We start from the raw sequence: 21,943 nt of genomic DNA on the forward strand, positions 1-21,943 counted from the left end.
TAGAGGAATACACGGGGCGCTCTTGAGACTGCGACAGTGACGCGCCACTGCTCTTTAGTCCGGCTGCGGTTAGCGCCTCGGTGGGTTTGATCTGAGCCCCGAAAAATGGACCGTTTTCAGTTGAAGTGTTCCGCGGCAAAATCTCCTGGCTGGGAGGAGCGGAAGACGATTGTGAATAGGCGCGGACTGGAGGCCTCGGCTTGGGTCGACCTGAATATCCAATTTTCATTATTTATTTCGAGTACAGCCGGGGTCATGATCGGCGCCGATCGAGGCCCAGCCAGACTTAGGCTTTCTGAAGTATCGTCAATGAGTTGAAGCCATCTGGTCTGGGGTCCCGCTTCGGCGCCTATTCACAGCCGGCTCTTTGGATTGCCCGACCGACCCTTCTGGAAGCGTATCCAGCCTGGCGGATTCGTATAGACGAGCGGCTCATCATGATCCTCAAACCCCGCCATCGACGCCTCCCTGGCTGGCACCGGCTACCACTTCCTCATGGTCCCCGAAGCTTCGTCCCGTGACGACGCTCTTGCCGCAACGCGCTGCCTGCGGCGGGGAACCGTGTCGCAATAGAGCGGGTCATATTCGATGAGGCGGGCGAGCCGTCCCGTCCTCCCGACCGGGACTAACGTCGACCCGGAGCCGCCGAGTGAAACACAAACTGAGGGCGTCCAGAAAACTCGGGGCAATCCAAAATTCCGCCGCGATGAGCTGCTCGTCGTCGGAAGTGCGCATGTTCTCGGCGTTGGAGCGCCTACGGTCTGGCCAATTCCGAATTCGACCATCGGATACCGCAAAGCGGCGATGCTTGCCCGCTTAACGGCAAGGCAGCACCGGATAACGACAGTGCCGAACCGGCATGTGGCAAAGCGATTCCGCAATCGCGCAAGCGGATCCCGCAAGCTTGCAGTCTGATCCCGGCTAACGACAACGCAATCCCGCCAAACGACAATCGATTTCCCCTGATAGCGGCTGAGAACACCCTTCCAGATGTCGAAAAATCGGCCCATCATTTCACAAAGATATTCAGGTAACGCACGGAAATCGCGTCACTTTCCAGCGGGCACGCGACCCGAGGTCGCGAGGAAGGCCCTCTCTGGCGATTCTGCTCGGAACAGGGAAGCCGGCAGAGACGGGTTCACGGCGGACTGCGCCCACCGCCACAGATTTCTCTTAGCTATTGATTTTTTGGCTTGGCTGCCAATTTGCCTGAACTTATATCCCGATTGATCGGGATGGTATGCGCCATAGTTCTGCGCTGCGTTTCCTCGTGCGCAGCTATCGCAAGTCGATGAAAACCTGCGAACATCGCATCCCTGCCGCGCGGAAGGGGAATATGACGTCAGTCGATGCCATTTCTGTCCTATGGCCGTCGTTCAGCCACCATCGGGTCCATTGCCATCGTCCGACTGTTTGCAGGACACAAACACGCCGACCGTCCCCATCAGCACGCGTTGACGCGCCACGGACTCGGTGTCCTTGTAGCGATCGATGGCCCATGACAGAGCCAGCACGAGCTCGAAGACTTGTTCGGCAGTGACACCGGCTGCGGCCTGGTTGCGCGCCTGAGCGGCCCGCAACAAGCGCCCTGTCTCCACGATCAAGGGCCGGTTCGAGTCGTTCAGCGTCGCCGCAGTATCGGCATGGGCCGACGCCAGACAATAGGGCAGCTCATGCCAGATATGCAGTCGCCAAGCCAGCCCGACCAACCATTCCGCCAGTGCGGGCGCCGGCTCAAGTTCAGCAGACAATTCCTGGCCATAGGCGAGCGCATCATCGAAGCTCGACTGGATCACCGCGGCGAGTAGATCTTCCCGGGTCGGAAAGTTGCGATAGAGCGTTGCATTGCCAACCCCGGCCAGCACGGCAATGCCGTCAAGCGGCGCCATGACCCCTTCGGCCTCAAACGTTCGGCGCGCCGCATCCAGAATGGCCTCGCGATTACGCAGCGCGTCGCTGCGTGGTCGGCGAACCTTGGGCGTGGCTTCGAGAGGCTCCTGCCCAGCGAACATATTGATCATCGCTTCCTGCTTGCATAAGTGGGGAGTATCCCCATATAGATCGATACGGGGAGACTCCCCGCATAAATAGGGAATTCAGATGGAAAAGTCACTCAACGGCCGGACCGTGTTGGTAACAGGCGCGAATGGCGGCCTCGGCGAGCAGTTTGTGATCCAGGCGCTGGAGCGGGGCGCCACCAAGGTCTATGCGGCTGCGCGCAAGCCTCGCCATTGGGAAAACAGCCGCGTTCAAGCGCTGGCGCTCGACATCACCGATCCCGATTCAATATCTCGTGCCGCAGCACAGGCAACCGACGTCGACTTGCTCATCAACAACGCAGCCATTGCGCCGGCCGGCGATTCGATGTCGGGTCCGGAGGCGGAGCTGCGACGCATTTTCGAAACCAACTTCTTCGGCACGCTGCGCGTCGCCAATGCTTTCGTGCCCATCTTGGCAAACCATGGCGGCGGAACGATCCTCAACGTCTTGTCGACTGCGGCATGGATCGGCCTTTCGACCGGGTACTCCGTTTCCAAGGCCGCGATGTGGTCCGCGACGAATGGCCTGCGTTTCCAACTGCAGGCACAGAACACGCAGGTTATCGGCCTCTTGGTCGGCATGATCGACACGCCGATGTCATCGCGCTGGGATTTCCCGAAGGTGAGCGCCGCCAGTGTCGTTGCCCAGGCCTATGACGGTGTCTCCGATGGTGCAATGGAAGTTCTGGCTGATGAACCGACGCGGAACCTCAAATCGATGCTGAGCATGAAAGGTGAAGAGCTTTATCCTATGCTGCACGAGCAACTGGCCTCGTTCAAACCCTGACGATCCGCGTTGCATACCCATAAGGTGCGTTGATGTTCTTCAATCGGCCAGTAATGAACTAGGGCGTTTCTGCTTTTGATTGAATCGGTGGGATTCCCGTCGTGATGAGTTTGTGCTTCAAGATGCTGGCTGGGCGGAGGCCAGCATCGATGGTCCGAGTTCTTTCGAATGATCCGCGCGAGCGGGTGGTTGCGGCGGTTCTTTCTGGCGAGACGAGCAAAATCATCCATCAGCAGACCCCCGGTGCCAGCGCTTCGTCGAACAGACCGGGGTGAAAATCCTCGACGGGCACAAGGCGGGCGAATTCGCCGGCATAGGCCTTGAAGGGCCGGAGATTGATCGCCGGAACGCCGATCATCACGGGAATGCTGCGCTCCAGCGCTGCCTCGATCAGGCCGCGAACGCCGCCGCCCTCGCACTCGACCTTGCCGAACTTGCTCAGCACCACCAGGGTGGTGCCAGCTGCCAGCCCGGGTTCGGCGGCGGTGCAGGCGCGCAGGAGAAGATCGACGTCAAGCGTGCAGCCGCGCGCCGCCTCGCCGCGATGCTCGGAGATCGGGTGCAGCCGTCCGGTGGCAAGATCGCGCAGCGCCATGTCGCATTTGCGCCGATCCGGGCGCGCGATGCTCTGCTGGACCAAGCCGGCGAGGCGAAGGCCCCGTGCTGCGAGGTTTCTGACCGTCTCCTCGAGGAGGGCCTCGAAGGCCGCCCCATCGGCATAGACGATTGCCGTGATCGGTCGGTGCGCGACATCCGCCATCATGCAGGCCTCCTATCCGCCGAGTGCCGACATGTGGCGTGCGAGTTCCGGCCGGCCGCGCTCGATCCGGAAATCATGGCCGCGCGGCTTCGTGCGGATCGCGCCGTCGATCGCGGCGTGCAGCACTTCGTCCGCCTCGGAGCCGCGGAGCGCGGCGCGGAGGTCTGTCTGATCTTCCTGCCCGAGGCAGGAGTAGAGCGTGCCGGTGGCGCTGACGCGCACGCGGTTGCAGCTCTCGCAGAAGCTGTGGCTCATCGGCGTGATGAAGCCGATCCGCCCGCCGGTCTCGCGGATGCGCGCATAGCGAGCCGGACCGCCGCTGCGTTCCGCCATGTCGGTCAACGTCCAGCGGCTCTCGATGAGACGGCGCAGCGTCGTCAGCGGCACATACTGGTCGGTCCGATCGGCGCCGACATCACCGAGCGGCATGGTCTCGATCAGGGTCAGGTCCATGTCGTTGCCATGCGCGAAGGCGATGAGATCGTGGATTTCCGTCTCCGTGATCCCCTTGAGTGCCACGGTATTGAGCTTGACGCGCAGCCCCACCTCCCGGGCCGCGCGAAGCCCGTCCGTCACGACGCCCAGCGTGCCGCGGCGCGTGATGGCGCGGAAGCGGGACGGATCGAGCGTGTCGAGCGACACGTTGACCCGCCGGACTCCGGATGCCGCCAGAGCCTCGGCATGGGTCGCAAGCAGCGTGCCGTTGGTGGTGAGCGTCAGCTCCTGCAGGCGGCCGGCGGCAAGGTGGCGAGACAGACTACCGAACAGCGTCATGATGCCCTTGCGCACCAGCGGCTCGCCGCCGGTGATGCGGATCTTGGTGACGCCACGCGCGATGAAGGCGGCGGCGAGGCGATCGAGCTCCGCGAGGCTGAGCAGATCGCGGCGCGGCACGAAAGTCATGTCGTCGGACATGCAATAGACGCAGCGCAGGTCGCAGCGATCCGTCACCGAGAGCCGGAGATAGGTGATGCGGCGGCCAAAGCCGTCGGTAAGCGTACAGCTCATCGTCCGTATCCCCCTGATGTTCCCGGAGCGCCAAAGGGGAGCACCTCGACCAACGCACCCGGCATGAGGCCTGCGAGCGGAGGCACGACCGCCACGGCATCGGCGGCGGCGAGCGGCGCCAGGCGATGGGAGCCCTCTGGCCCGGCCTGCTCCGCGATCAGCCGACCCTGGCGATGGGAGAGGTGGACCGGCACCAGCGCGGTGCGCCGGTCGACTCGCGCGCCCTGGGCGAAAGCCGCGGCCGCGAAGAGCGGTGACCCGGGTGGTCGGCCGGCGAGCGCATCGATCATCGGCCGCAGGAAGGCGAGGGCGCCGCAGGCGACGGCTTGGGGATTGCCGGGGAGGCCGACGAAGATCGCTGCGCCGATCCGGCCGAGCGCCAGCGGCTTGCCGGGCTTCATGGCGACCTTGACCACATCGAGCGTGCCGCCGCTATCGGCGACGGCATCGCGGACGTGATCGCGCCCGCCGACCGACATTCCGGCCGTCGTAACGACGAGATCGCAGCCACGCGCCGCGATCGCAAGATTCGCCGCGATCGCGGCGCGATCGTCGGGAACGGTCACGAGTTCGATTTCGGTGCCGGGTCCGCCCAGCAGCGCGGCGAGCATCGGACCGTTGGAATCGTGAATCGCGCCGCCGGAAAGCATCGAGCCGGCGGGGCGCAGTTCCGATCCCGTCGTCAGCACCGCGATGCGGATCGGTGCCGCGACGCACACGGCGCCGATGCCGAGCGCCGCGAGCAGGCCGATCTGCGCCCAGTCGAGGCGGTCGCCGGGATGATTGACCACTACGCCGGCTGGAACATCCTCCCCGGCGCGCCTGATATGGCTGCCGGGCGTCGGACCAGGCTCGAACAGGATCCGCCCGCCGATCCGCCGTGTCGCCTCGATCATCACGACGGTGTCGGCGCCTTCGGGAAGTGCGCCACCGGTCATCACGCCATGGGCCGTGCCGGACGCGAGCCTCGCCGGTGGGTCGCCCGCCTCAGTGGTGCCGCAAAGAGGCAAGGCTGCAGCATGGCCGCCGCCGTCGCCGAGACGGATCGCATAGCCGTCCATCGCCGCCTGGTCGAAAGGCGGCAACGCATGCGGCGCTACGACGGGGCGGGCCAGAATGCGCCCGGTGGCGGCCGCGAGCGGGACGATCTCGTGCCGTGCCGTCGGCCGCACCATGGCGCGCGCCAACTCGCGGGCCGCGTCGAAGCCGGCGAGCACGTCATGCGGGCGATGGCAGCAGTCGGGGGCTGGCATGCTCATGACGCCACCGAGGCGGGCGGGAGGGATCGCTCCAGAATGGCGCGCATCGCGGCGAGGCCGGGGTCGGTCGCGCGGCCCATGATCCCGACGAGCTGCAGCCATTCCTCATCCGAGGCCGTGTCGAGGAACCCGCGTACGGCCGACGCGACCACCTCCGCGGGGGTCCTGCTTGCAGCAGCGGCGGCAGAGTCCAGGCGGTTCTGCAAGGCCGGCGCCTCAAGCGCCGACACGAGGCGCTCCGAAACCCCGGGCTCGTCCAGCGAGGCGATCAATCGTCCGAACATGATGACCTCACTGGACCAGAGGCGAAGCGGCGCCATCCATGGCGATGCCGCGAATATCGGCCCGGCCCACCAGGATCGCGATGTATTGCGCCGTCGCCTGCCGGCGGACATGCGCGTCGAGATAGGCTGCGATCGCGTCACGCACCGCCTCGAACGGCAGGACGCGTCCTTCGACACGGCGATTGAGCCGGATGAGATGCACGCCATAGCGCGTCTCGACCGGCTCCGAGATCGCTCCGGGCGCCAGGCCGACGAGCGCGGCCTCAAACTCCGCCGTCGTGTCGCCGGGCCCGATCTGGCCGAGGCTGCCGCCGAGCGCGGCGGACGGACAATCGGAATGCGCGCGGGCAAGCGCCGCGAAGTCTTCGTGCCCGGCCAGGAGCCTCGCCCGCAGCGACGTCGCGGTCTGGCGGGCTGCGGCGAAGTCGGCGGCATCGTCGCGGCGGGCGGCGAGGAGGATGTGATCGGCCTCAAACAGCGGCGCGTTGGTAAAGCGCTGCCGGTTGTTGCCGTAGAAACGGCGCAGCGTCACCTCGTCGGCTTCAGGGACGGTGATCTCGCGCTCCGTCAGGCCGCGGATCAACGCTTCCTCCCGAGTCTCGACACGTCCCTCGGCATCCGTGGCCGGTTCGGCCGCGAGTTCGAGGCGGGCCGCCTCCTGCAGCAGGAGTTCGCGGATGACGAGCGCACGGGTCGCGGCGCGCCAGCCCTCGCCGGGATTGGGGGCCGGGAAGTTCTGCACCTCGGCGGCGATCGCCTTGCGGCTGATCGGCACGCCGTTCACGCTGACCGCCGGCATGGCGACCCGCTCCGGTGATGGTGCGGTCGGAACGGGCGCTGGCCCGTGCTCGTGCGGGTGCTGGTCGGCGTGGCTGCTCGCGGCGGCATGGTCGATGACAAGGGTCGCCATGGTCACTCTCCCTGCGGGCGCGTGGTGCGCGCCGGTCCGGCCTGAACTGCGGGGTGCGCAGCGGGCAACGAGGCGCGGCGCTTGCCCGGGTCCGCAAAGCGCGTGCGCACGACCTGATAGCCGGGCCGGCCGAGATACCAGACCGGCGCGCTCCAGATGTGGACGAGGCGCGTGAACGGAAAGACGAGGAAGATCGTCATCCCGAGAAGCAGATGTGCCTTGAAGATGGGACTGACGTCGGCGACGTAGGCCGAAGCGTCAGGCTGCAATGTCAGGATGCCCTGCGCCCAGTTCATGAACTTCACCATCTCATGGCCGTCCATATGGCCGAGCGAGACGAAGATGGTGGAGAGGCCGAGGGTGAGTTGCACCCACAGGAGCAGCAGGATGGCGATGTCGCCGAAGCTCGACGTCACACGGATGCGCGGATCGAACAGGCGGCGATGCGCGAGCATCGCAATGCCGATGAAGCAGGCGATGCCGGCGATGCCGCCGACCGTGATGGCGAGGCCCTGCTTGAAGCTGTGGCTGATGCCGAGCGCGCCGAATACCCAGATCGGGGTCAGCAGGCCGACGAAATGGCCGCCGAAGATGACGAGGATGCCGACATGAAAGAGGTTCGAGCCCCAGCGCAGCTGCCGCCGGCGCAGCAATTGCGACGAGCCCGTCTTCCAGGTGTACTGCTCGCGGTCGAAGCGAATAAGGCTGCCGAGCAGGAAGACGGTGAGGCAGAGATAGGGATACCAGCCGAAGACAAGGTGGTTGAGATAGGCGGACATCGATCGCTCTCCTATGCGCCGGCTGCGCCGCGCCGGACGTCGCGGCTGCCGGCGCGCATCTGGATCCTGAGGCGGTCGACGGAGCATCCGTCGCTCGCGTCGCCGGGGCCGAAGGCGACGGCGGTCTCCTCCCATTCGGCGTCGAGGGCCGCGAGGTCGCCGTCCCGATCTTCAGGCGCAATTTCGCCGGCAAACTGAATGCTGCTGCCGGCCAGAGCGGCCACCGCCGCCACGACGGCCGCGTAGCCCGAGTCACGACGCGCCAGCCTTTCGCAGAGCGCCTCGAGAATCGGCAGCGTGTTGGCGAGTTCCTTCCGCGCCTCGCCTTCAGGACGCGTCGACAGATATTCGAGGAAGAGCGGCAGATAATCGGGCAGTTCCCCGGTCGAAAGCACCATGCCGCCCCGCTCATAGAGGGCTGCCAGATCGACCATCGCCTGGCCGCGGTCCCGGCTCTCGCCGTGGACATGCTCGAACAGATGCAGCGAGAGATGCCGGCCGCGATCGAAGAGTTCGACATAGCGCTCCTGCACCTCGATTGGATCGCCAGCGGCGAGCGCATCGAGGAACGGCCAGAGCGCATCGAGCCGACGACGCGGGACCAGTTCCTCCGCCGTCAGGACGTTCCGGATCTCGGGCACGGCCGCCTGCAGCACCGGCGAAGGATAGGAGAGGAGCGCCGAGAGCGCCTTGAAGGTCGTCGCCATCATGCGATCTCCATCGGATTGCGAGCCTTGCCCGTCTTGTTCGTTGCGAAGAGATTGAGGTCGGTCTCGCCACCCGAGCAGCCATTGCCGAAGGAGAAGCCGCAGGAGCCGCGCGCCTCGTAGGCATCCTCGCTCCATTCGCGATGCGCGGTCGGGATGACGAAGCGATCCTCGTAATTGGCGATCGCCATCACCTGATACATGTCCTCGATCGCCGCGCCGGTGAGGCCGACCTTCTCGGCGATGCGCGGATCGATATGGCCGTCGACCGTCTTTGCCCGCATATAGGCCCGCATGGCGAGCATGCGCTCGAGGGCGAGCGCCACGGGCTCCTCCTTGCCAGCCGTCAGCATGTTCGCGAGATAGCGCAGCGGAATTCGCAGCGAGCGGACATCCGGCATGACGCCGTCCACGCCCATGCGCCCCGACGCGGCGGCCGACTGGATCGGCGACAGCGGCGGCACATACCAGACCATCGGCAGGGTGCGGTATTCGGGATGGAGCGGGAAGGCGACTTTCCACTCCATTGCCATCTTCCAGACCGGGGAATGGCGTGCCGCCTCGATCCAGGTCTCCGGCACCCCGTCGGCACGCGCCTGCGCGATCACCGCCGGGTCGTTCGGATCGAGGAACAGCGAGAGTTGTTCCTCGTAGAGATCCTGCTCGTTCGCCGTCGAGGCAGCGGCCTCGATGCGGTCTGCGTCATAGAGGATCACGCCAAGGTAGCGGATGCGGCCGACGCAGGTCTCCGAGCAGACCGTCGGCTGACCGGACTCGATGCGCGGATAGCAGAAGATGCACTTCTCGGACTTTCCCGAAGACCAGTTGTAATAGATCTTCTTGTAAGGACAGCCCGAGACGCACATGCGCCAGCCGCGGCACTTGTCCTGATCAATGAGGACGATGCCGTCCTCCTCGCGCTTGTAGATCGCGCCGGACGGGCAGACCGCGACACAGGCCGGGTTCAGGCAGTGCTCGCAGAGCCGCGGCAGGTACATCATGAAGGTGTTCTCGAACTCGCCGTAGATCTCCTTCTGGACGCCTTCGAAATTGATGTCCTTCGAACGCTTCTCGAACTCGCCGCCGAGGATCTCCTCCCAGTTCGGGCCCCATTCGATCTTCTCGATCCGCTCCCCGGTGATGAGCGAGCGCGGCCGTGCCGTTGGGAAGGCCTTCGATTCCTTGGCCGTTTGAAGATGCTCGTAGTCGAAGGTGAACGGTTCGTAATAATCGTCGATCTCGGGGAGGTCCGGATTGGCGAAGATATTGGCGAGCACCCGCCATTTGGCGCCGATGCGCGGCTCGATGCGACCGCTCTTCTTGCGTCGCCAGCCACCGTTCCACTTCGCCTGGTTCTCCCATTCGCGGGGATAGCCGACGCCGGGCTTGGTCTCGACATTGTTGAACCAGGCGTATTCGACGCCCTCGCGATTGGTCCATACGTTCTTGCACGTCACCGAACAGGTGTGGCACCCGATGCACTTATCGAGGTTCAGCACCATTCCGATCTGGGCGCGGATCTTCATTCTGCTGCCTCCTTGTGGGCATCGGCGTCAGTGGGTTCTTCGAGCCAGTCGACTTCGTTCATCTTGCGGACCACGATGAATTCATCGCGATTCGAGCCCACGGTCCCGTAATAGTTGAAGCCGTAGGATTGCTGCGCGTAGCCGCCGATCATGTGGGTCGGCTTCAGGATGGTGCGCGTGACCGAGTTATGGATGCCGCCCCGGTTGCCGGTCATCTCGGAGCCGGGCGTGTTTATGATCTTCTCCTGCGCGTGATACATCATCATCATGCCGGGCTTGACGCGCTGGGAGACGACGGCGCGGGCCGTCAGCGCGCCATTGGCGTTGAAGACCTCGACCCAGTCATTGTCGATGATGCCGGCGCTCCGCGCGTCCGTCTCGGAGATCCAGACGACCGGGCCGCCGCGATTGAGCGTCAGCATCAGCAGATTGTCGGTATAGGTCGAGTGGATGCCCCATTTCTGGTGCGGGGTGATGAAGTTGAGCACGATCTCGGTATTGCCGTTCGGTCGCGCGCCCTTGACGGCGGGGATCGTCTTCAGATCGACGGGCGGCTTCCAGGTGACGAAGCCTTCGCCGAAGGCCCGCATCCATAAATGATCCTGATAGAGCTGCTGGCGGCCCGTGAGGGTGCGCCAGGGGATCAGTTCGTGCACATTCGTATAGCCGGCGCTGTAGCAGACCTTCTCGCTCTCGATGCCGGACCAGGTCGGCGAGGAGATGATCTTGCGCGGCTGCGCCTGGATGTCGCGGAAGCGGATCTTTTCGTCTTCCTTCGCGCGGGCGAGATGAGCATGCTCGCGCCCGGTCGCCTTCGATAGGGCCTCCCATGCCTTGACCGCGACCTCGCCATTCGTCTCCGGCGCGAGCATGAGGATCACCTCGGTCGCGTCGATGTCCGTCTCGATCTTCGGCAGGCCTTTCGCCGGCCCGTCGCGGTGCACGCCGTTGAGCGCGCCGAGCGCCTCGACCTCGTGCCCCGTCTTCCAGGCTATGCCTTTGCCGCCATTGCCGATCTCGGTCATCAGCGGGCCGAGGGCGGTGAAACGGGCATGGATCTGCGAATAGTCGCGCGTGACGACATTGACCGTGGACATGGTGCGGCCGGGGATCGGGAGGGTTTCGCCGCGCTTCCAATCCGCGACATCGAAGGGCTGGGCCATCTCGCCGGGCGTGTCGTGCTGGATCGGCGTGAGCACGACGTCCTCCTCGACGCCGAGCACCTCCGGTGCGATCTCGGAGAAGCGCTTCGCGAGCTCCTTGTAGATCTCCCAGTCCGAGCGCGCTTCCCAGGCCGGATCCACCGCGGCCGAGAGCGGATGGATGAAGGGGTGCATATCGGAGGTGTTGAGGTCGTTCTTCTCGTACCAGGTGGCGGTCGGCAGGACGATGTCGGAATAGACGCAGGTGGTCGACATGCGGAAGTCGAGCGTGACGAGCAGGTCGAGCTTTCCCTCCGGCGCCTCCTCGTGCCAGACGATTTCGGTGTTGCGCACGGCGCCGTCGGCGCCGAGATCCTTGCCCATGACCCCATGCGTGGTGCCGAGCAGGTGCTTCAGAAAGTATTCGTGGCCCTTGCCGGAGGAGCCGAGCAGGTTGGAGCGCCACACGAACATGTTGCGCGGCCAGTTCGCCGGATCGTCCGGGTCGTGGCAGGAGAGCTCCAGCTCGCCGGATTTCAGCGCCTTGGCGACATAGTCGTTCGGCTCGGTTCCGGCATCACGGGCGCGGGCCGCGATGTCGAGCGGGTTCTGCTTCAGCTGCGGCGCCGAGGGCAGCCAGCCCATGCGCTCGGCGCGGACGTTGAAGTCGATGAAGCTCGCCTTCCAGTCGCCTTCCGGCGCCGTCGGCGACAGGATCTCGGCCGCCGTTACCGTCTCATAGCGCCACTGGTCGGTATGGGCATAGAAGAACGAGGTCGCGTTCTGATGCCGCGGCGGGCGCGACCAGTCGAGCCCGAAGGCAAGCGGCGTCCAGCCGGTCTGCGGCCGTAGCTTCTCCTGCCCGACATAATGCGACCAGCCGCCGCCCGACTTGCCGACGGCACCGCAGAACACCAGGAGGTTGATCACGCCCCGGTAGCCCATATCCATGTGGTACCAGTGGTTCATGCCCGCGCCGATGATGATCATCGAGCGGCCGTCGGTCTTCTCGGCATTGGTCGCGAATTCACGCGCCACGGTGATGATGGCGTCGCGCTTGACGCCCGTGATCCGTTCCGCCCACGCTGGGGTGAAGGGCACGTCCTCGTCATAGGACGAGGCGACATTGCCGCCGCCGAACCCGCGATCGAGGCCGTAATTGGCCATCATGAGATCATAGACGGTGGCGACAGTCGCCGTGCCCCCCTCGGCGGTCGCGATGGTCAAGACCGGCACGTTCCGGGTCAGGATCTCCGGGTGGTCCGTCGCGACGAAATGCTCGCTGGCCCGGCGACCGAAATAGGGAAAGTCAACGGCCCTGACCTCGGCGCCATCGCCGGCGAGGGAGAGCTTGAGGCGCGTATCCCGTCCCGCTCCGTCCTTCTCCTCGAGGTTCCACTTGCCGCTTTCACCCCAGCGGTAGCCGATGGAGCCGAGCGGGGCGACGAGCGCGCCGCTCGCTTCGTCGATCGCGACGGTCTTCCATTCCGGATTGTTGGTCTCGCCGAGCGAACTCGCGATCTCGGAGGCGCGCAGCAGCCGCTCAGGCACCAGCCGGCCGTCGCGTTCCTCGAGGCGGACGAGGAACGGCATGTCCGTGAAGCGGCGCAGATAGTCGTCGAAATAGGGAACCTGCCGCTGAAGGTGATACTCGCGCAGGATCACATGGCCCATGGCCAGCGCCAGCGCCGCGTCGGTGCCCTGCTTGGGGTTCAGCCAGATGTCGGCGAACTTGGTCGCCTCGGCATAGTCCGGGCTGACGACGGCGCTCTTCGTGCCCTTGTAGCGGACCTCGGTATAGAAATGCGCATCGGGCGTGCGCGTCTGCGGGACGTTGGAACCCCACAAGATGATGAAGCCGGCATTGTACCAGTCGGCGCTTTCCGGAACGTCGGTCTGTTCGCCCCAGGTTTGCGGGCTCGCCGGCGGCAGGTCGCAGTACCAGTCGTAAAAGGAGAGGCAGACGCCGCCGATCAGCGAGAGATAGCGTGCCCCGGCGGCATAGGAGACCATGGACATCGCCGGGATCGGCGAGAAGCCGATGACGCGGTCGGGACCATGCTTGCGGATCGTATAGGCATTGGCGGCGGCGATGATCTCGTTCGCCTCGTCCCATGTCGCCCGCACGAAGCCGCCATGGCCACGGATCGACGTATAGGAATGGCGCTTGTCGCCATCCTCCACGATCAATGCCCAGGCGGCGACCGGCGAGAGCGTAGCCCTCGCGGCACGCCAAAGGCGCAGCAGGCGGCTGCGGATCATGGGATATTTCACCCGCGCGCCGGAATAGAGGTACCAGCTGTAGGACGCGCCGCGCGAGCAGCCGCGCGGCTCATGGTTGGGAAGGTCGGGCCGCGTGCGCGGATAGTCGGTCTGCTGCGTCTCCCAGGTGACGATTCCGCCCTTGACGTAGATCTTCCACGAGCAGGAGCCGGTGCAGTTCACGCCATGGGTGGAGCGGACGATCTTGTCGTGCTGCCAGCGCTTGCGATAGCCGTCCTCCCAGGAGCGGTCTTCGGCGGTGACCACGCCGTGACCATCCGAGAATGTATCGACGTTCTTCCGGAAGAAGGTCAGGCGGTCGAGGAAATGCGACATGGGTGTGGTCCCTTGTTTCGCGTATGGATCAGGCGGTCCGGGCCGGACGCATGACGGCGCCGCGGCGAGCCCGCTCGACGTCGTGCAGCAGGCCACCCTTTCGGGCGTAGACGAACCAGGTGATGGCGAGGCAGCTCACATAGAAGCCGAGGAAGCCCCAGAGCGCGGCCTCGGCGCTGCCGGTGAGCGCAATCGAAGTACCGAACCCCTTGGGGATGAAGAAGGCGCCGAAGGCTGCGATCGCGGAGGTGAAGCCCGTGATGGCGGCGGCTTCCTTGTCGGCCTGGCGACGACGCGTCTCGGCGTCGGCACCCGGCATGAGCCGATCCATCTCCTTCGCGCAGATCGCCGGGATCATCTGGAACGTCGAGGCATTGCCGACGCCCGTGGCGAAGAAGAGCAGCAGGAAGGCGCCGAAGAAGCCCCAGAACGCGCCGGGCTGGTCCTTGATGCCGATGAACCAGAGCACCGCGCCGCATCCGGCCATCATCAGGACGAAGACGAACAGCGTGACGCGTGCCCCGCCATAGCGATCGGCGAGCCAGCCGGTTCCCGAGCGGGAGAGCGCGCCGACGAGCGGCCCGAGAAAGGCCAGCGAGAGCGCATTGACCTCGGGGAAGAGCATCTTGGCGAGCAAAGGAAAGCCGGCGGAGAAGCCGATGAACGAGCCGAAGGTGCCCGTATAGAGCCAGCACATGATCCAGTTGTGCCGGCGCTGGAAGATCACCGCCTGCTCGGCGAAGGAAGCCCTTGCCGAGGCGATGTCGTTCATGCCGAACCAGGAGGCGAAGGCCGAGAGCACGATGAACGGCACGAAGACGAAGCCGGCATTCTGCAGCCAGAGCGGCGTTTCGCCTGCCGCGCCCTTCGCCATCGTCGGATCGCCGCCGAGAGAACCGAACACGCCGGCCGTGATCACGAGCGGCACGACGAACTGGACGACGCTGACGCCGAGATTGCCGAGCCCGGCATTGAGCGCCAGCGCGTTGCCCTTCTCGGCCTTCGGAAAGAAGAACGAGATATTGGCCATGGAGGATGCGAAATTGCCGCCGCCGAAGCCGCAGAGCAGCGCGAGGATCAGCAGGACGACATAGGGCGTGTCCGGATTCTGCACCGCATAGCCGATCCCGACGGCCGGAATGATCAGCGACCAGGTGGTGAGGGTGGTCCAGAGACGGCCGCCGAAGATCGGCACCATGAAGGAATAGAAGATTCGCAGCACTGCACCGGAGATGCCCGGCAGAGCCGCCAGCAGGAACAACTGGTCGGTCGAGAGCGCGAAGCCGACCAATGGCAGCTTGGCGACCACCACCGACCAGACCTGCCAGACCGCGAAGGACAGCAGCAGCGCAGGAATGGAGAGGAAGAGGTTACGGCGCGCGATGGGCCGGCCGGTAGACTTCCAGAAGACGGGATCCTCGGGGCGCCAGTCGGTCAGGACGGACGTGTTCCTCTTGGGCACGGCGACGGGCACCGGCATGTCCTGCATCTCGGGGAAGGGCGGCAGCTTCGCGAGGGCAGCGCCGGCCGCGTTCGTCTCCATCTGCGCAATCGCGATGCGCATCCAGATGAGCGCGACGCTCACGAGGGCGAAGAGCGCCATGAAACAGCTCGTCCAGAGCCCCGTGAGATCGAGCAGGACGCCGAACAGGATCGGCAGGACAAAGCCGCCAAGTCCGCCGATCATGCCGACGAGGCCGCCGACTGAGCCGACATGGTTCGGATAATAGACCGGGATATGCTTGTAGACGGCCGCCTTGCCGAGGGCCATGAAGAAGCCGAGTACGAAGATTGCGACAATGAACCCGGGCAGGCCCATGGCGAGGTGGAAGGCGTAGTCGCCACCCGCGCCGTGCACGACATAGTCGGTCGGTGGATAGGAGAGGACGAAGGTCGCCACGATGCCGACGAGGAACGTCCATGTCAGCACGCGCCGTGCGCCATAGGTGTCGGAGAGATGTCCGCCATAGGCACGGAACAGGCTTGCCGGCACCGAGAAGAACGCGGCGATCATGCCGGCCATCTTGATGTCCAGTCCGTAGACGTTGATCAGATATTGCGGCAGCCACAACGCCAGCGCGACGAAGGCGCCGAAGACGAAGAAATAGTAGAGTGAGAAGCGCCAGACCTGGACGTTCTTCAGCGGTTCGAGTTCGAGCCACGCACTCTTCGGCTGTTCGCCGCGGCGCTTCTGTTCGGCGTGAACCGGATCGTCCCGTGTCGTGAAGTAGAACAGCACGGCCATAACCGCGAGCCCGATCGCCCAGACCTGCGCGACGGTCTGCCAGCCGAAGGCGACCAGCACGAAGGGGGCGAGGAATTTCGTCACCGCCGAGCCGACATTGCCGGCGCCGAAGATGCCGAGCGCGAGGCCCTGCCTCTCTGGCGGGTAGAAGCGCGACACATAGGCGACGCCGACCGAGAAGGAGCCGCCGGCGATACCCACGCCGAGGGCGGCGAGAAGCATCTGCGGATAGGTGGTGGCGTAGGCGAGCAGGAAGGTTGCGACCGCGGCCGCCAGCATGGTCGCCGCGAAGATGAGGCGCCCGCCATGGCGGTCGGCCAGGATGCCGAGCGGCACCCGCAGCAGCGAGCCGGCCAGGATCGGCGTCCCGACCAGGAGGCCGAACTGCGTCTCGGTCAGATCGAGATCGGACCGTATGCGGATACCGATGATCGCGAAGATCGTCCATACTGCGAAGCACGCCGTGAAGCCGGCCGTGCTCATGCCGAGGATCCGCCCGGCATCGGGATGTGAGGTCGTCGCCATTCGTCAGAACTCTCTTGCGATCGGAGCGCTCGGGCCGAGGCGGCGAAATTGTGCCGCGCTCGATCCAGCCATGGGCAGGCTGAGGCAACCGGCGCGTCGGCAGCTTGATATAGGTCAATTCATGACGTGATTTTTGTCACGCGTTGACGTGATATGTCTCACAAAGAAGGAATGTTTGGAGTGCTTGATGCGATCACGACGGTGTCCGAGGCCGAGGTGCTGCCGATCCTTGCCGGGATGTCGGCGGCTCGGCGGCAGGATCTGCTCGCCAATGCGATCCTGCACAGTGTCCCGACAGGGACAGTACTGTTTGAGCAGGGCGAGGTGCCGAACTTTCAGCTGATCATCGTCTCCGGCTCCGCGCAACTCCTTGGAAAGTCAGGCGCAGGTCGCGAGGTGTTGATCGAAACCGTGCGGGCGCCCGACCTTATCATCCCGGCTGCGGTGGTCAGCGGCGCACCTTATCTGATGCAGGCGCGCGTGCCCGAGCCCTCGCGCTTCCTGCTCGTGCAGGCGGACGTCTTTCGCGACGCTGCTGCGGCCGATCCGGTCCTGGCGCAGGCGGTAATCGGTTCGCTCGCGACGCAATTCCGCCGCATGGTCCGGCAGATCAAGAACCTGAAGCTGCGTACGACGACGGAACGCGTCGGGTGCTATGTGCTCGCGCTTTCGGCACGGCAGGGAACCCCCGACCGCGCCGTGCTTCCCTATGAAAAGACGCTGATCGCCTCCGAGCTCGGCATGACGCGCGAATCCTTCTCCCGGACGCTCGCGAGCCTCGAGAACTCAGGCCTCCAGGTGGAAGGCCAAACAATTCTGATTCGCGACGCTCGCAGTCTTGCAGCCGCTTGCCATCCTGACCCGCTGATTGACGATTCTCCGCTCTGACTGAACCGCCCCTTAGGTTCTTGGACGCCTTCGATGGCGTCGTCCCAGCCTTGAAGCACGAACTCTGCTCATCGAACGGCTCGCTTAGTTCCGGCACTGAGGAATCCGCACCCGTGCGGCTGACGTCATCCCCGAGCAAGGTTTTTGATGCGAGCACCCGGACTTCCGCCAATACGGTGCGCATGCGCCACATGGTTTGAGCGCAAGCGCCATTGGGCTCGAGCGCAATGGCCGGGCCGGCGCTGTTGGGGATGAACGCCAGCCGCTCTGAAGTGTCGAAGGCTCGGTCGGCGCTTCCGCGCATGCCCAGGCGCTGTTCGATCGCGTCATGGTCGGCCGCAATATCGATGGCGGCATCAGCGATGCGCCGCCCGCCCGCAAGTTCTCCGACCGGGGGACTGCTTCCGCCTCGCTCGCGGCAGTCTCGTGGGCAGCCGGCCAGCCGGGGTTTGCCCAAATCATCGATTTTGTGCAGCCTTATTCGGCTCTATCCGTTAATCGAGTTCGCAAAGCCCCAGTCAGGAGATCGATCCCGTGAGCGTCGCGTTTGTCAAAGAAGAAAGCGCCGAGGCCGCGTCGGAGACCATTTTGCCCGCTCGCCCGATCTCCGATCGGATCAACCTCGTCACGGAAGCGGGCCTCCGTCTCCTGCAAGACGAATTGGCCAGGGCGCAAAAGGCTCTTGAGGCCGCTGACGCGCTGGAAGACGTCAATGAGAGGCGGCGGCAGTCGGCGCTTCCCGTTCGGGATATGCGCTACTACGCCGAACGCATCCGCACGGCGCAGGTGTCTCGGCCGCCTGCATCGAATGAAGTGATCGCCTTTGGCCACACTGTAACCTTCGAGCGTGACGATGGGCGGAAGCAGACCTTTCGAATCGTCGGCGAGGACGAGGCCGACCCGTCTCAAGGTTCTATTTCGCATGGCTCGCCGGTGGCCATTGCCTTGCTTGGGAAACGCGTGGGAGACGTTGGCCGGTTAGGGAACCACGAACTCGAGATTCTCTCGATCGCCTGACCGACCATGACCCATGCGCGGCATGGCAGCTCCGCGGTCTGTCGTCAGGCCCGCGCTCCACATCGCACCGATTCCCGCGCCTGTGCCTGCATCTGGATCCGGGGTGGCCGGAGCTTCGTCATGTCGCGGCGATGCGGGGCGCACACTCGGGGGGGATGTCGCCGACGGGGCGCAAACGATCCTCTTGGCTCAGGCTGAGCCCACGATGCGCCGGCTCAATAGCCAGGCTGGGCAGTGTCGTCGGTCGTTTGGGTCGTCGCCTAGATCATTTCATCGTTTCATGGAAACGCCGAAATGATCTATCTATTTGATTTGTCGCGCTTCCTTCACGCAAACCGGTGCCCACTTCGCTCGGAAGCGCTCTGGGCTATGGCTTCTCGGGTCGTGGCTCGTCCCGCCGCTTTGGCGGCGTAGAGCCCGCGGTCGGCTCGATGGCGCCAGGCGTCTGCGTCCTCGCCGGCCGAAAGCGTCGCGACGCCGATGCTGGCGGTCAGTCGACCGCGTGTGGGATGCTCGATAGCCGCACCCGGCAATTGTTCGAGCAGCCGAATGACCCAGCGCATCGTTCACTTCCTTGAAGTGATCCAGGTCCAGCAACAGCAATGACGCGGCCTCGCCGGTGCGACGCGCCCGGCGCCACGCGCGCGCCAGCGCTTCATCAAACATGCGGCGGTTGGGAAGGCCGGCTCCGCTCGGCTATTCCCGTCACTCGGTGCTGCCGATCACAGACGGCAATTGGTGCTTCAGCAACTTGAACGTCGAGGCTGACCAGTGCGGGATGCAGAATACAGAAAATGTCCTCGGCGCCGTCGGTTTGCACGGCAATGCCCGATAGATCACCCGTCGAACGGGCCTGTTGAGCCGTCTGACGCCTCGGCCTCACCGTACCGCGGCGGCGAGCTTGCGGAGGTCCTGTTTGGGATCGCGGAGGGCTTCGAGGTCGACTGGGCGCCCGGATGCGATCAGCTCCTTGGCCGGGCGCATCTCGCGGCCATTGTCGACGGTCACCGCGCCGACGATGCGGCCGTCCGTGACGCCGAAGAGCGTATAGCGCGCGGCAGTCGGGTCGCCGCGGCGGATCCAGTCGGTCGCCTCGGGCGAGCCCGCGACCTGGAAATTGCTCTGGTACTGGTCGGTCCAGTACCAGGGGAGTTCGTGTGCGCAGGGCACGTCCCGCACCATGGCGGCGGCGACGGCCGCGCCCTGCACGCGCGCATTCTGCCACGTTTCCTGTCGGATATGCCGGCCGAGCGACTGATGCCACTGATGCGCCACGTCGCCGGCCGCATAGATCGCGGGATCGGATGTTCGGCCAAATTCGTCGGTGACGATGCCGTTGTCGATGGCCAGACCGGCCGCGACGGCCGGCTCGGTGTTGAGGGTCACGCCGATGCCGTAGACGATCAGGTCGCCCTCGAAGCTGCGCCGATCCTCGCAGGTCAGCAGGAAGCCGCCGCCTTCGGTACGCCGCGCATCCGCCAGCGCCGCGCCGAAGGCGAAACGGACGCCGCGTGCCTCGTGCATCAGCATCAGCGCGTCGGCGAGCGGCTGCGGCGCCGCCCGCGCCATCAGCCTGTCGCCACGCTCGATGACCGTGACCGTGGCGCCCAGCACGGTCGCGCTCGCCGCGACCTCGAGCCCGATCACGCCGCCACCCACGACGAGCAGCCGCTTGCCCGGCGCGATGGCCGCGCGCAGCGCCTCGGCGTCTCCGAGCGTGCGCATGGTGAAGACGCCCCCACCAAGGGCGTCGAGCAGTGGATAGGGACGCGGGCGGGCGCCGGTCGCGATGAGCAGCCGGTCATAGGCAAGCGTCTCGCCATCGTCGAGCGTGACGATGCGAGCGGCGCGGTCGATCGCCGTCGCACGCCGGCCGAGCCGCGTCTCGATGGCGCGGGCGGCATAGACATCCGCGCCATGGATCGTGACCTTGGCCTTATCGGGCTGGATCAGCACGTCCTTGGAGAGCGGGGGGCGCTCATAGGGCAGGTGCGTTTCCTCGCCGACGAGAATGATCCGCCCGGCAAAGCCCTCGTCACGCAGTGCGACGGCCGCAACGGCGCCGGTCTGACCGCCGCCGATGATGACGAAGCTGCGCTCGTCCCGCGCCGGCTCGGCTTCGATCGGGGTCGGATGCTCGGATAGGGTCATGGGTGTCCTCCGATCGCCGCTCTTGCGCGGCTTGCCCTTGTGGGGAACAGGCATGGGGACGGCCGTTTGCGGTCCCTGGAGCATCGGACCGAAAAGTGGATCTTCGGGTCGATCCGATGCGAAGATAAGGAGCCAGATCGCCTCTTTGCGTCCGGCAGGATGCATGGTGATCTAGAGATCGAGGCCGCCTGCCACATGCCGGATGCCACGGATGCCGAGCCCGCAATCGGCATTGATCATGACGCCGCTCAGCGTGCGGTTGTTGGCACGTGAAGCGAGCAGCACGAAGGGGCCGGTGAAATCAACGGGATCGGGGAAGAACTGCAGCGGCAGGATGGCGCGGATCGCCTCGGGCGAGCGCGAATCCATGATGCGGCGATCCTGCTGGCCGAGTGCTGCCGGGCCGCGCAGGTCGCTCGCCATGCCGCTCGGCCCGACGCCGTTGACGCGGACCTTCGGCGCAAGCTCGTAGGCCAGCTCGCGAATGAGTCCGACCACGGCATGTTTCGAGGCGGTGTAGAGCGGGCCGCCGCCACCGGGATAGAAGGCCGAGTTCGACAGCGTGAAGATCATCGACCCTTCGGAGCGGATGAGCGCCGGCGCCGCCGCCTTGGCGCCGAGGAGGCATCCCTTCACATTGACGGAGAACAATTCGTCGAAGCCGCGCGCCAGTTGCTCGGCCTCCGTGCCGACGAGGCTTGCGCCATGGTCCCAGATCGCCGCATTGCCGATGAAGCAATCGAGCTTGCCGAATTGCGCCTCCATTGCGGCCACGGCGGCCGCGTTTGAAGCGAAATCGGCGACATCGCCCTGAACGGCGACGATGTCGGACCCGAAATCGGCCTTGAGCTGGTCGACCTTCTCCGGCGAGCGCTCCAGCACGCCGACATGTGCGCCTTCGGCCAGGAAGCGTTCGACGATGGCACGGCCGAGGCCGGAGCCACCGCCCGTGACGAGGCACGCCTCACCCTTGAGCCAGCTCATTCTGCGGCCTCGCTGAGCGCATCGGCGCCCATGTCGACATAGACCTCGCCATCGCGGATCACGATCGGGAAGGTGCGCAGCGCCTCGGTCGCCGGCAGGCAAAGCGCGCGGCCGCTCTTCAGGCAGAAGCGCGCGGCATGAACCGGGCACTCGACCGTCGCGTCGTCGTCGACATAGCCCTCCGACATCGAGGCGGTCGCGTGGGTGCACATATCAGCGACGGCATAGAAGGCGTCACCGACATGGAAGACGGCGACCGCCGGCTCAGCCTCCACACGGAGGCCTTCGCCGGACGGCAGCGCGTCAACGGAACAGACGTGGATCTCGCTCATTT

At 65.3% G+C, this 21,943-nt stretch carries 18 protein-coding genes and 1 pseudogene; 3 read left to right on the forward strand and 16 right to left on the reverse strand.

The window, feature by feature from the left end:
• Nucleotides 1-1,376: 1,376 nt before the first annotated feature.
• Nucleotides 1,377-2,021 carry a TetR/AcrR family transcriptional regulator gene (locus QO014_RS16000; protein ID WP_266349714.1) on the reverse strand — a complete coding sequence of 215 codons (645 nt, stop codon included), beginning with the start codon at nt 2,019-2,021 and terminating at the stop codon, nt 1,377-1,379.
• A gap of 79 nt (nt 2,022-2,100) precedes the next feature.
• Here QO014_RS16000 and QO014_RS16005 point away from each other — a divergent pair, with 79 nt between their 5' ends.
• The gene (locus tag QO014_RS16005; protein WP_266349715.1) at nt 2,101-2,826 is read left to right on the forward strand and encodes an SDR family oxidoreductase; all 726 of its coding nucleotides are present in this window, start codon (nt 2,101-2,103) and stop codon (nt 2,824-2,826) included.
• 229 nt (nt 2,827-3,055) lie between these two features.
• Here the strand turns inward: QO014_RS16005 and QO014_RS16010 are convergent, their stop codons facing one another.
• Genes QO014_RS16010 through QO014_RS16055 form a run of 10 tightly spaced genes read right to left on the reverse strand, consistent with a single transcriptional unit; the run spans nt 3,056 to nt 16,569 of the window.
• Complete coding sequence (locus QO014_RS16010; protein WP_266349716.1) at nt 3,056-3,589, reverse strand: DUF2478 domain-containing protein; 534 nt, start codon at nt 3,587-3,589, stop codon at nt 3,056-3,058.
• 9 nt (nt 3,590-3,598) lie between these two features.
• Nucleotides 3,599-4,594 carry a GTP 3',8-cyclase MoaA gene (gene moaA / locus QO014_RS16015; protein WP_266349717.1) on the reverse strand — a complete coding sequence of 332 codons (996 nt, stop codon included), beginning with the start codon at nt 4,592-4,594 and terminating at the stop codon, nt 3,599-3,601.
• On the reverse strand, nt 4,591-5,853 hold the full coding sequence (locus tag QO014_RS16020) for a molybdopterin molybdotransferase MoeA (RefSeq protein WP_266349718.1): 1,263 nt from the start codon (nt 5,851-5,853) through the stop codon (nt 4,591-4,593). Before QO014_RS16020 ends, moaA begins: the two co-directional genes overlap by 4 nt.
• Nucleotides 5,850-6,137: a hypothetical protein gene (locus QO014_RS16025; protein WP_266349719.1), complete on the reverse strand. Its 288-nt coding sequence runs from the start codon at nt 6,135-6,137 to the stop codon at nt 5,850-5,852. The genes QO014_RS16020 and QO014_RS16025 overlap by 4 nt, the downstream gene beginning before the upstream one ends.
• A gap of 7 nt (nt 6,138-6,144) precedes the next feature.
• Complete coding sequence (locus QO014_RS16030; protein WP_266349720.1) at nt 6,145-7,047, reverse strand: peptidylprolyl isomerase; 903 nt, start codon at nt 7,045-7,047, stop codon at nt 6,145-6,147.
• 2 nt (nt 7,048-7,049) lie between these two features.
• Nucleotides 7,050-7,826 carry a respiratory nitrate reductase subunit gamma gene (gene narI / locus QO014_RS16035; RefSeq protein WP_266349721.1) on the reverse strand — a complete coding sequence of 259 codons (777 nt, stop codon included), beginning with the start codon at nt 7,824-7,826 and terminating at the stop codon, nt 7,050-7,052.
• A gap of 11 nt (nt 7,827-7,837) precedes the next feature.
• Complete coding sequence (gene narJ, locus QO014_RS16040) at nt 7,838-8,536, reverse strand: nitrate reductase molybdenum cofactor assembly chaperone (RefSeq protein ID WP_266349722.1); 699 nt, start codon at nt 8,534-8,536, stop codon at nt 7,838-7,840.
• Nucleotides 8,533-10,059 carry a nitrate reductase subunit beta gene (narH, locus tag QO014_RS16045; RefSeq protein ID WP_266349723.1) on the reverse strand — a complete coding sequence of 509 codons (1,527 nt, stop codon included), beginning with the start codon at nt 10,057-10,059 and terminating at the stop codon, nt 8,533-8,535. The genes narJ and narH overlap by 4 nt, the downstream gene beginning before the upstream one ends.
• Nucleotides 10,056-13,799, reverse strand: a complete 3,744-nt coding sequence (locus QO014_RS16050; protein ID WP_266349724.1) for a nitrate reductase subunit alpha — start codon at nt 13,797-13,799, stop codon at nt 10,056-10,058. The genes narH and QO014_RS16050 overlap by 4 nt, the downstream gene beginning before the upstream one ends.
• A 28-nt stretch (nt 13,800-13,827) precedes the next feature.
• Nucleotides 13,828-16,569, reverse strand: coding sequence for a nitrate/nitrite transporter (locus QO014_RS16055; RefSeq protein WP_307258471.1), 2,742 nt, complete (start codon nt 16,567-16,569; stop codon nt 13,828-13,830).
• Nucleotides 16,570-16,749: 180 nt separating this feature from the next.
• On the opposite strand from QO014_RS16055, the gene QO014_RS16060 reads away from it, so the two are divergent.
• The gene (locus QO014_RS16060; protein ID WP_266349725.1) at nt 16,750-17,457 is read left to right on the forward strand and encodes a helix-turn-helix domain-containing protein; all 708 of its coding nucleotides are present in this window, start codon (nt 16,750-16,752) and stop codon (nt 17,455-17,457) included.
• A 534-nt stretch (nt 17,458-17,991) separates the two neighbouring features.
• Nucleotides 17,992-18,474 carry a transcription elongation factor GreA gene (gene greA / locus QO014_RS16065; protein WP_266349726.1) on the forward strand — a complete coding sequence of 161 codons (483 nt, stop codon included), beginning with the start codon at nt 17,992-17,994 and terminating at the stop codon, nt 18,472-18,474.
• A gap of 326 nt (nt 18,475-18,800) precedes the next feature.
• Here the strand turns inward: greA and QO014_RS16070 are convergent, their stop codons facing one another.
• From QO014_RS16070 to hcaC, 5 genes and pseudogenes are all read right to left on the reverse strand, one after another.
• On the reverse strand, nt 18,801-19,037 hold the full coding sequence (locus QO014_RS16070) for a diguanylate cyclase domain-containing protein (protein ID WP_266349727.1): 237 nt from the start codon (nt 19,035-19,037) through the stop codon (nt 18,801-18,803).
• 37 nt (nt 19,038-19,074) lie between these two features.
• Nucleotides 19,075-19,140 (reverse strand): annotated as a pseudogene (locus QO014_RS16075) (hypothetical protein); the annotation flags it as partial.
• A gap of 213 nt (nt 19,141-19,353) precedes the next feature.
• The gene (gene hcaD / locus QO014_RS16080; protein WP_266349728.1) at nt 19,354-20,625 is read right to left on the reverse strand and encodes a 3-phenylpropionate/cinnamic acid dioxygenase ferredoxin--NAD(+) reductase subunit; all 1,272 of its coding nucleotides are present in this window, start codon (nt 20,623-20,625) and stop codon (nt 19,354-19,356) included.
• A 171-nt stretch (nt 20,626-20,796) separates the two neighbouring features.
• Nucleotides 20,797-21,609 carry a 3-phenylpropionate-dihydrodiol/cinnamic acid-dihydrodiol dehydrogenase gene (hcaB, locus tag QO014_RS16085; protein ID WP_266349729.1) on the reverse strand — a complete coding sequence of 271 codons (813 nt, stop codon included), beginning with the start codon at nt 21,607-21,609 and terminating at the stop codon, nt 20,797-20,799.
• On the reverse strand, nt 21,606-21,941 hold the full coding sequence (hcaC, locus tag QO014_RS16090) for a 3-phenylpropionate/cinnamic acid dioxygenase ferredoxin subunit (RefSeq protein WP_266349730.1): 336 nt from the start codon (nt 21,939-21,941) through the stop codon (nt 21,606-21,608). The genes hcaB and hcaC overlap by 4 nt, the downstream gene beginning before the upstream one ends.
• Nucleotides 21,942-21,943: the final 2 nt, after the last annotated feature.

Origin of the sequence: Kaistia dalseonensis (assembly GCF_030814715.1) — a bacterium.
GTDB lineage: Bacteria > Pseudomonadota > Alphaproteobacteria > Rhizobiales > Kaistiaceae > Kaistia > Kaistia dalseonensis.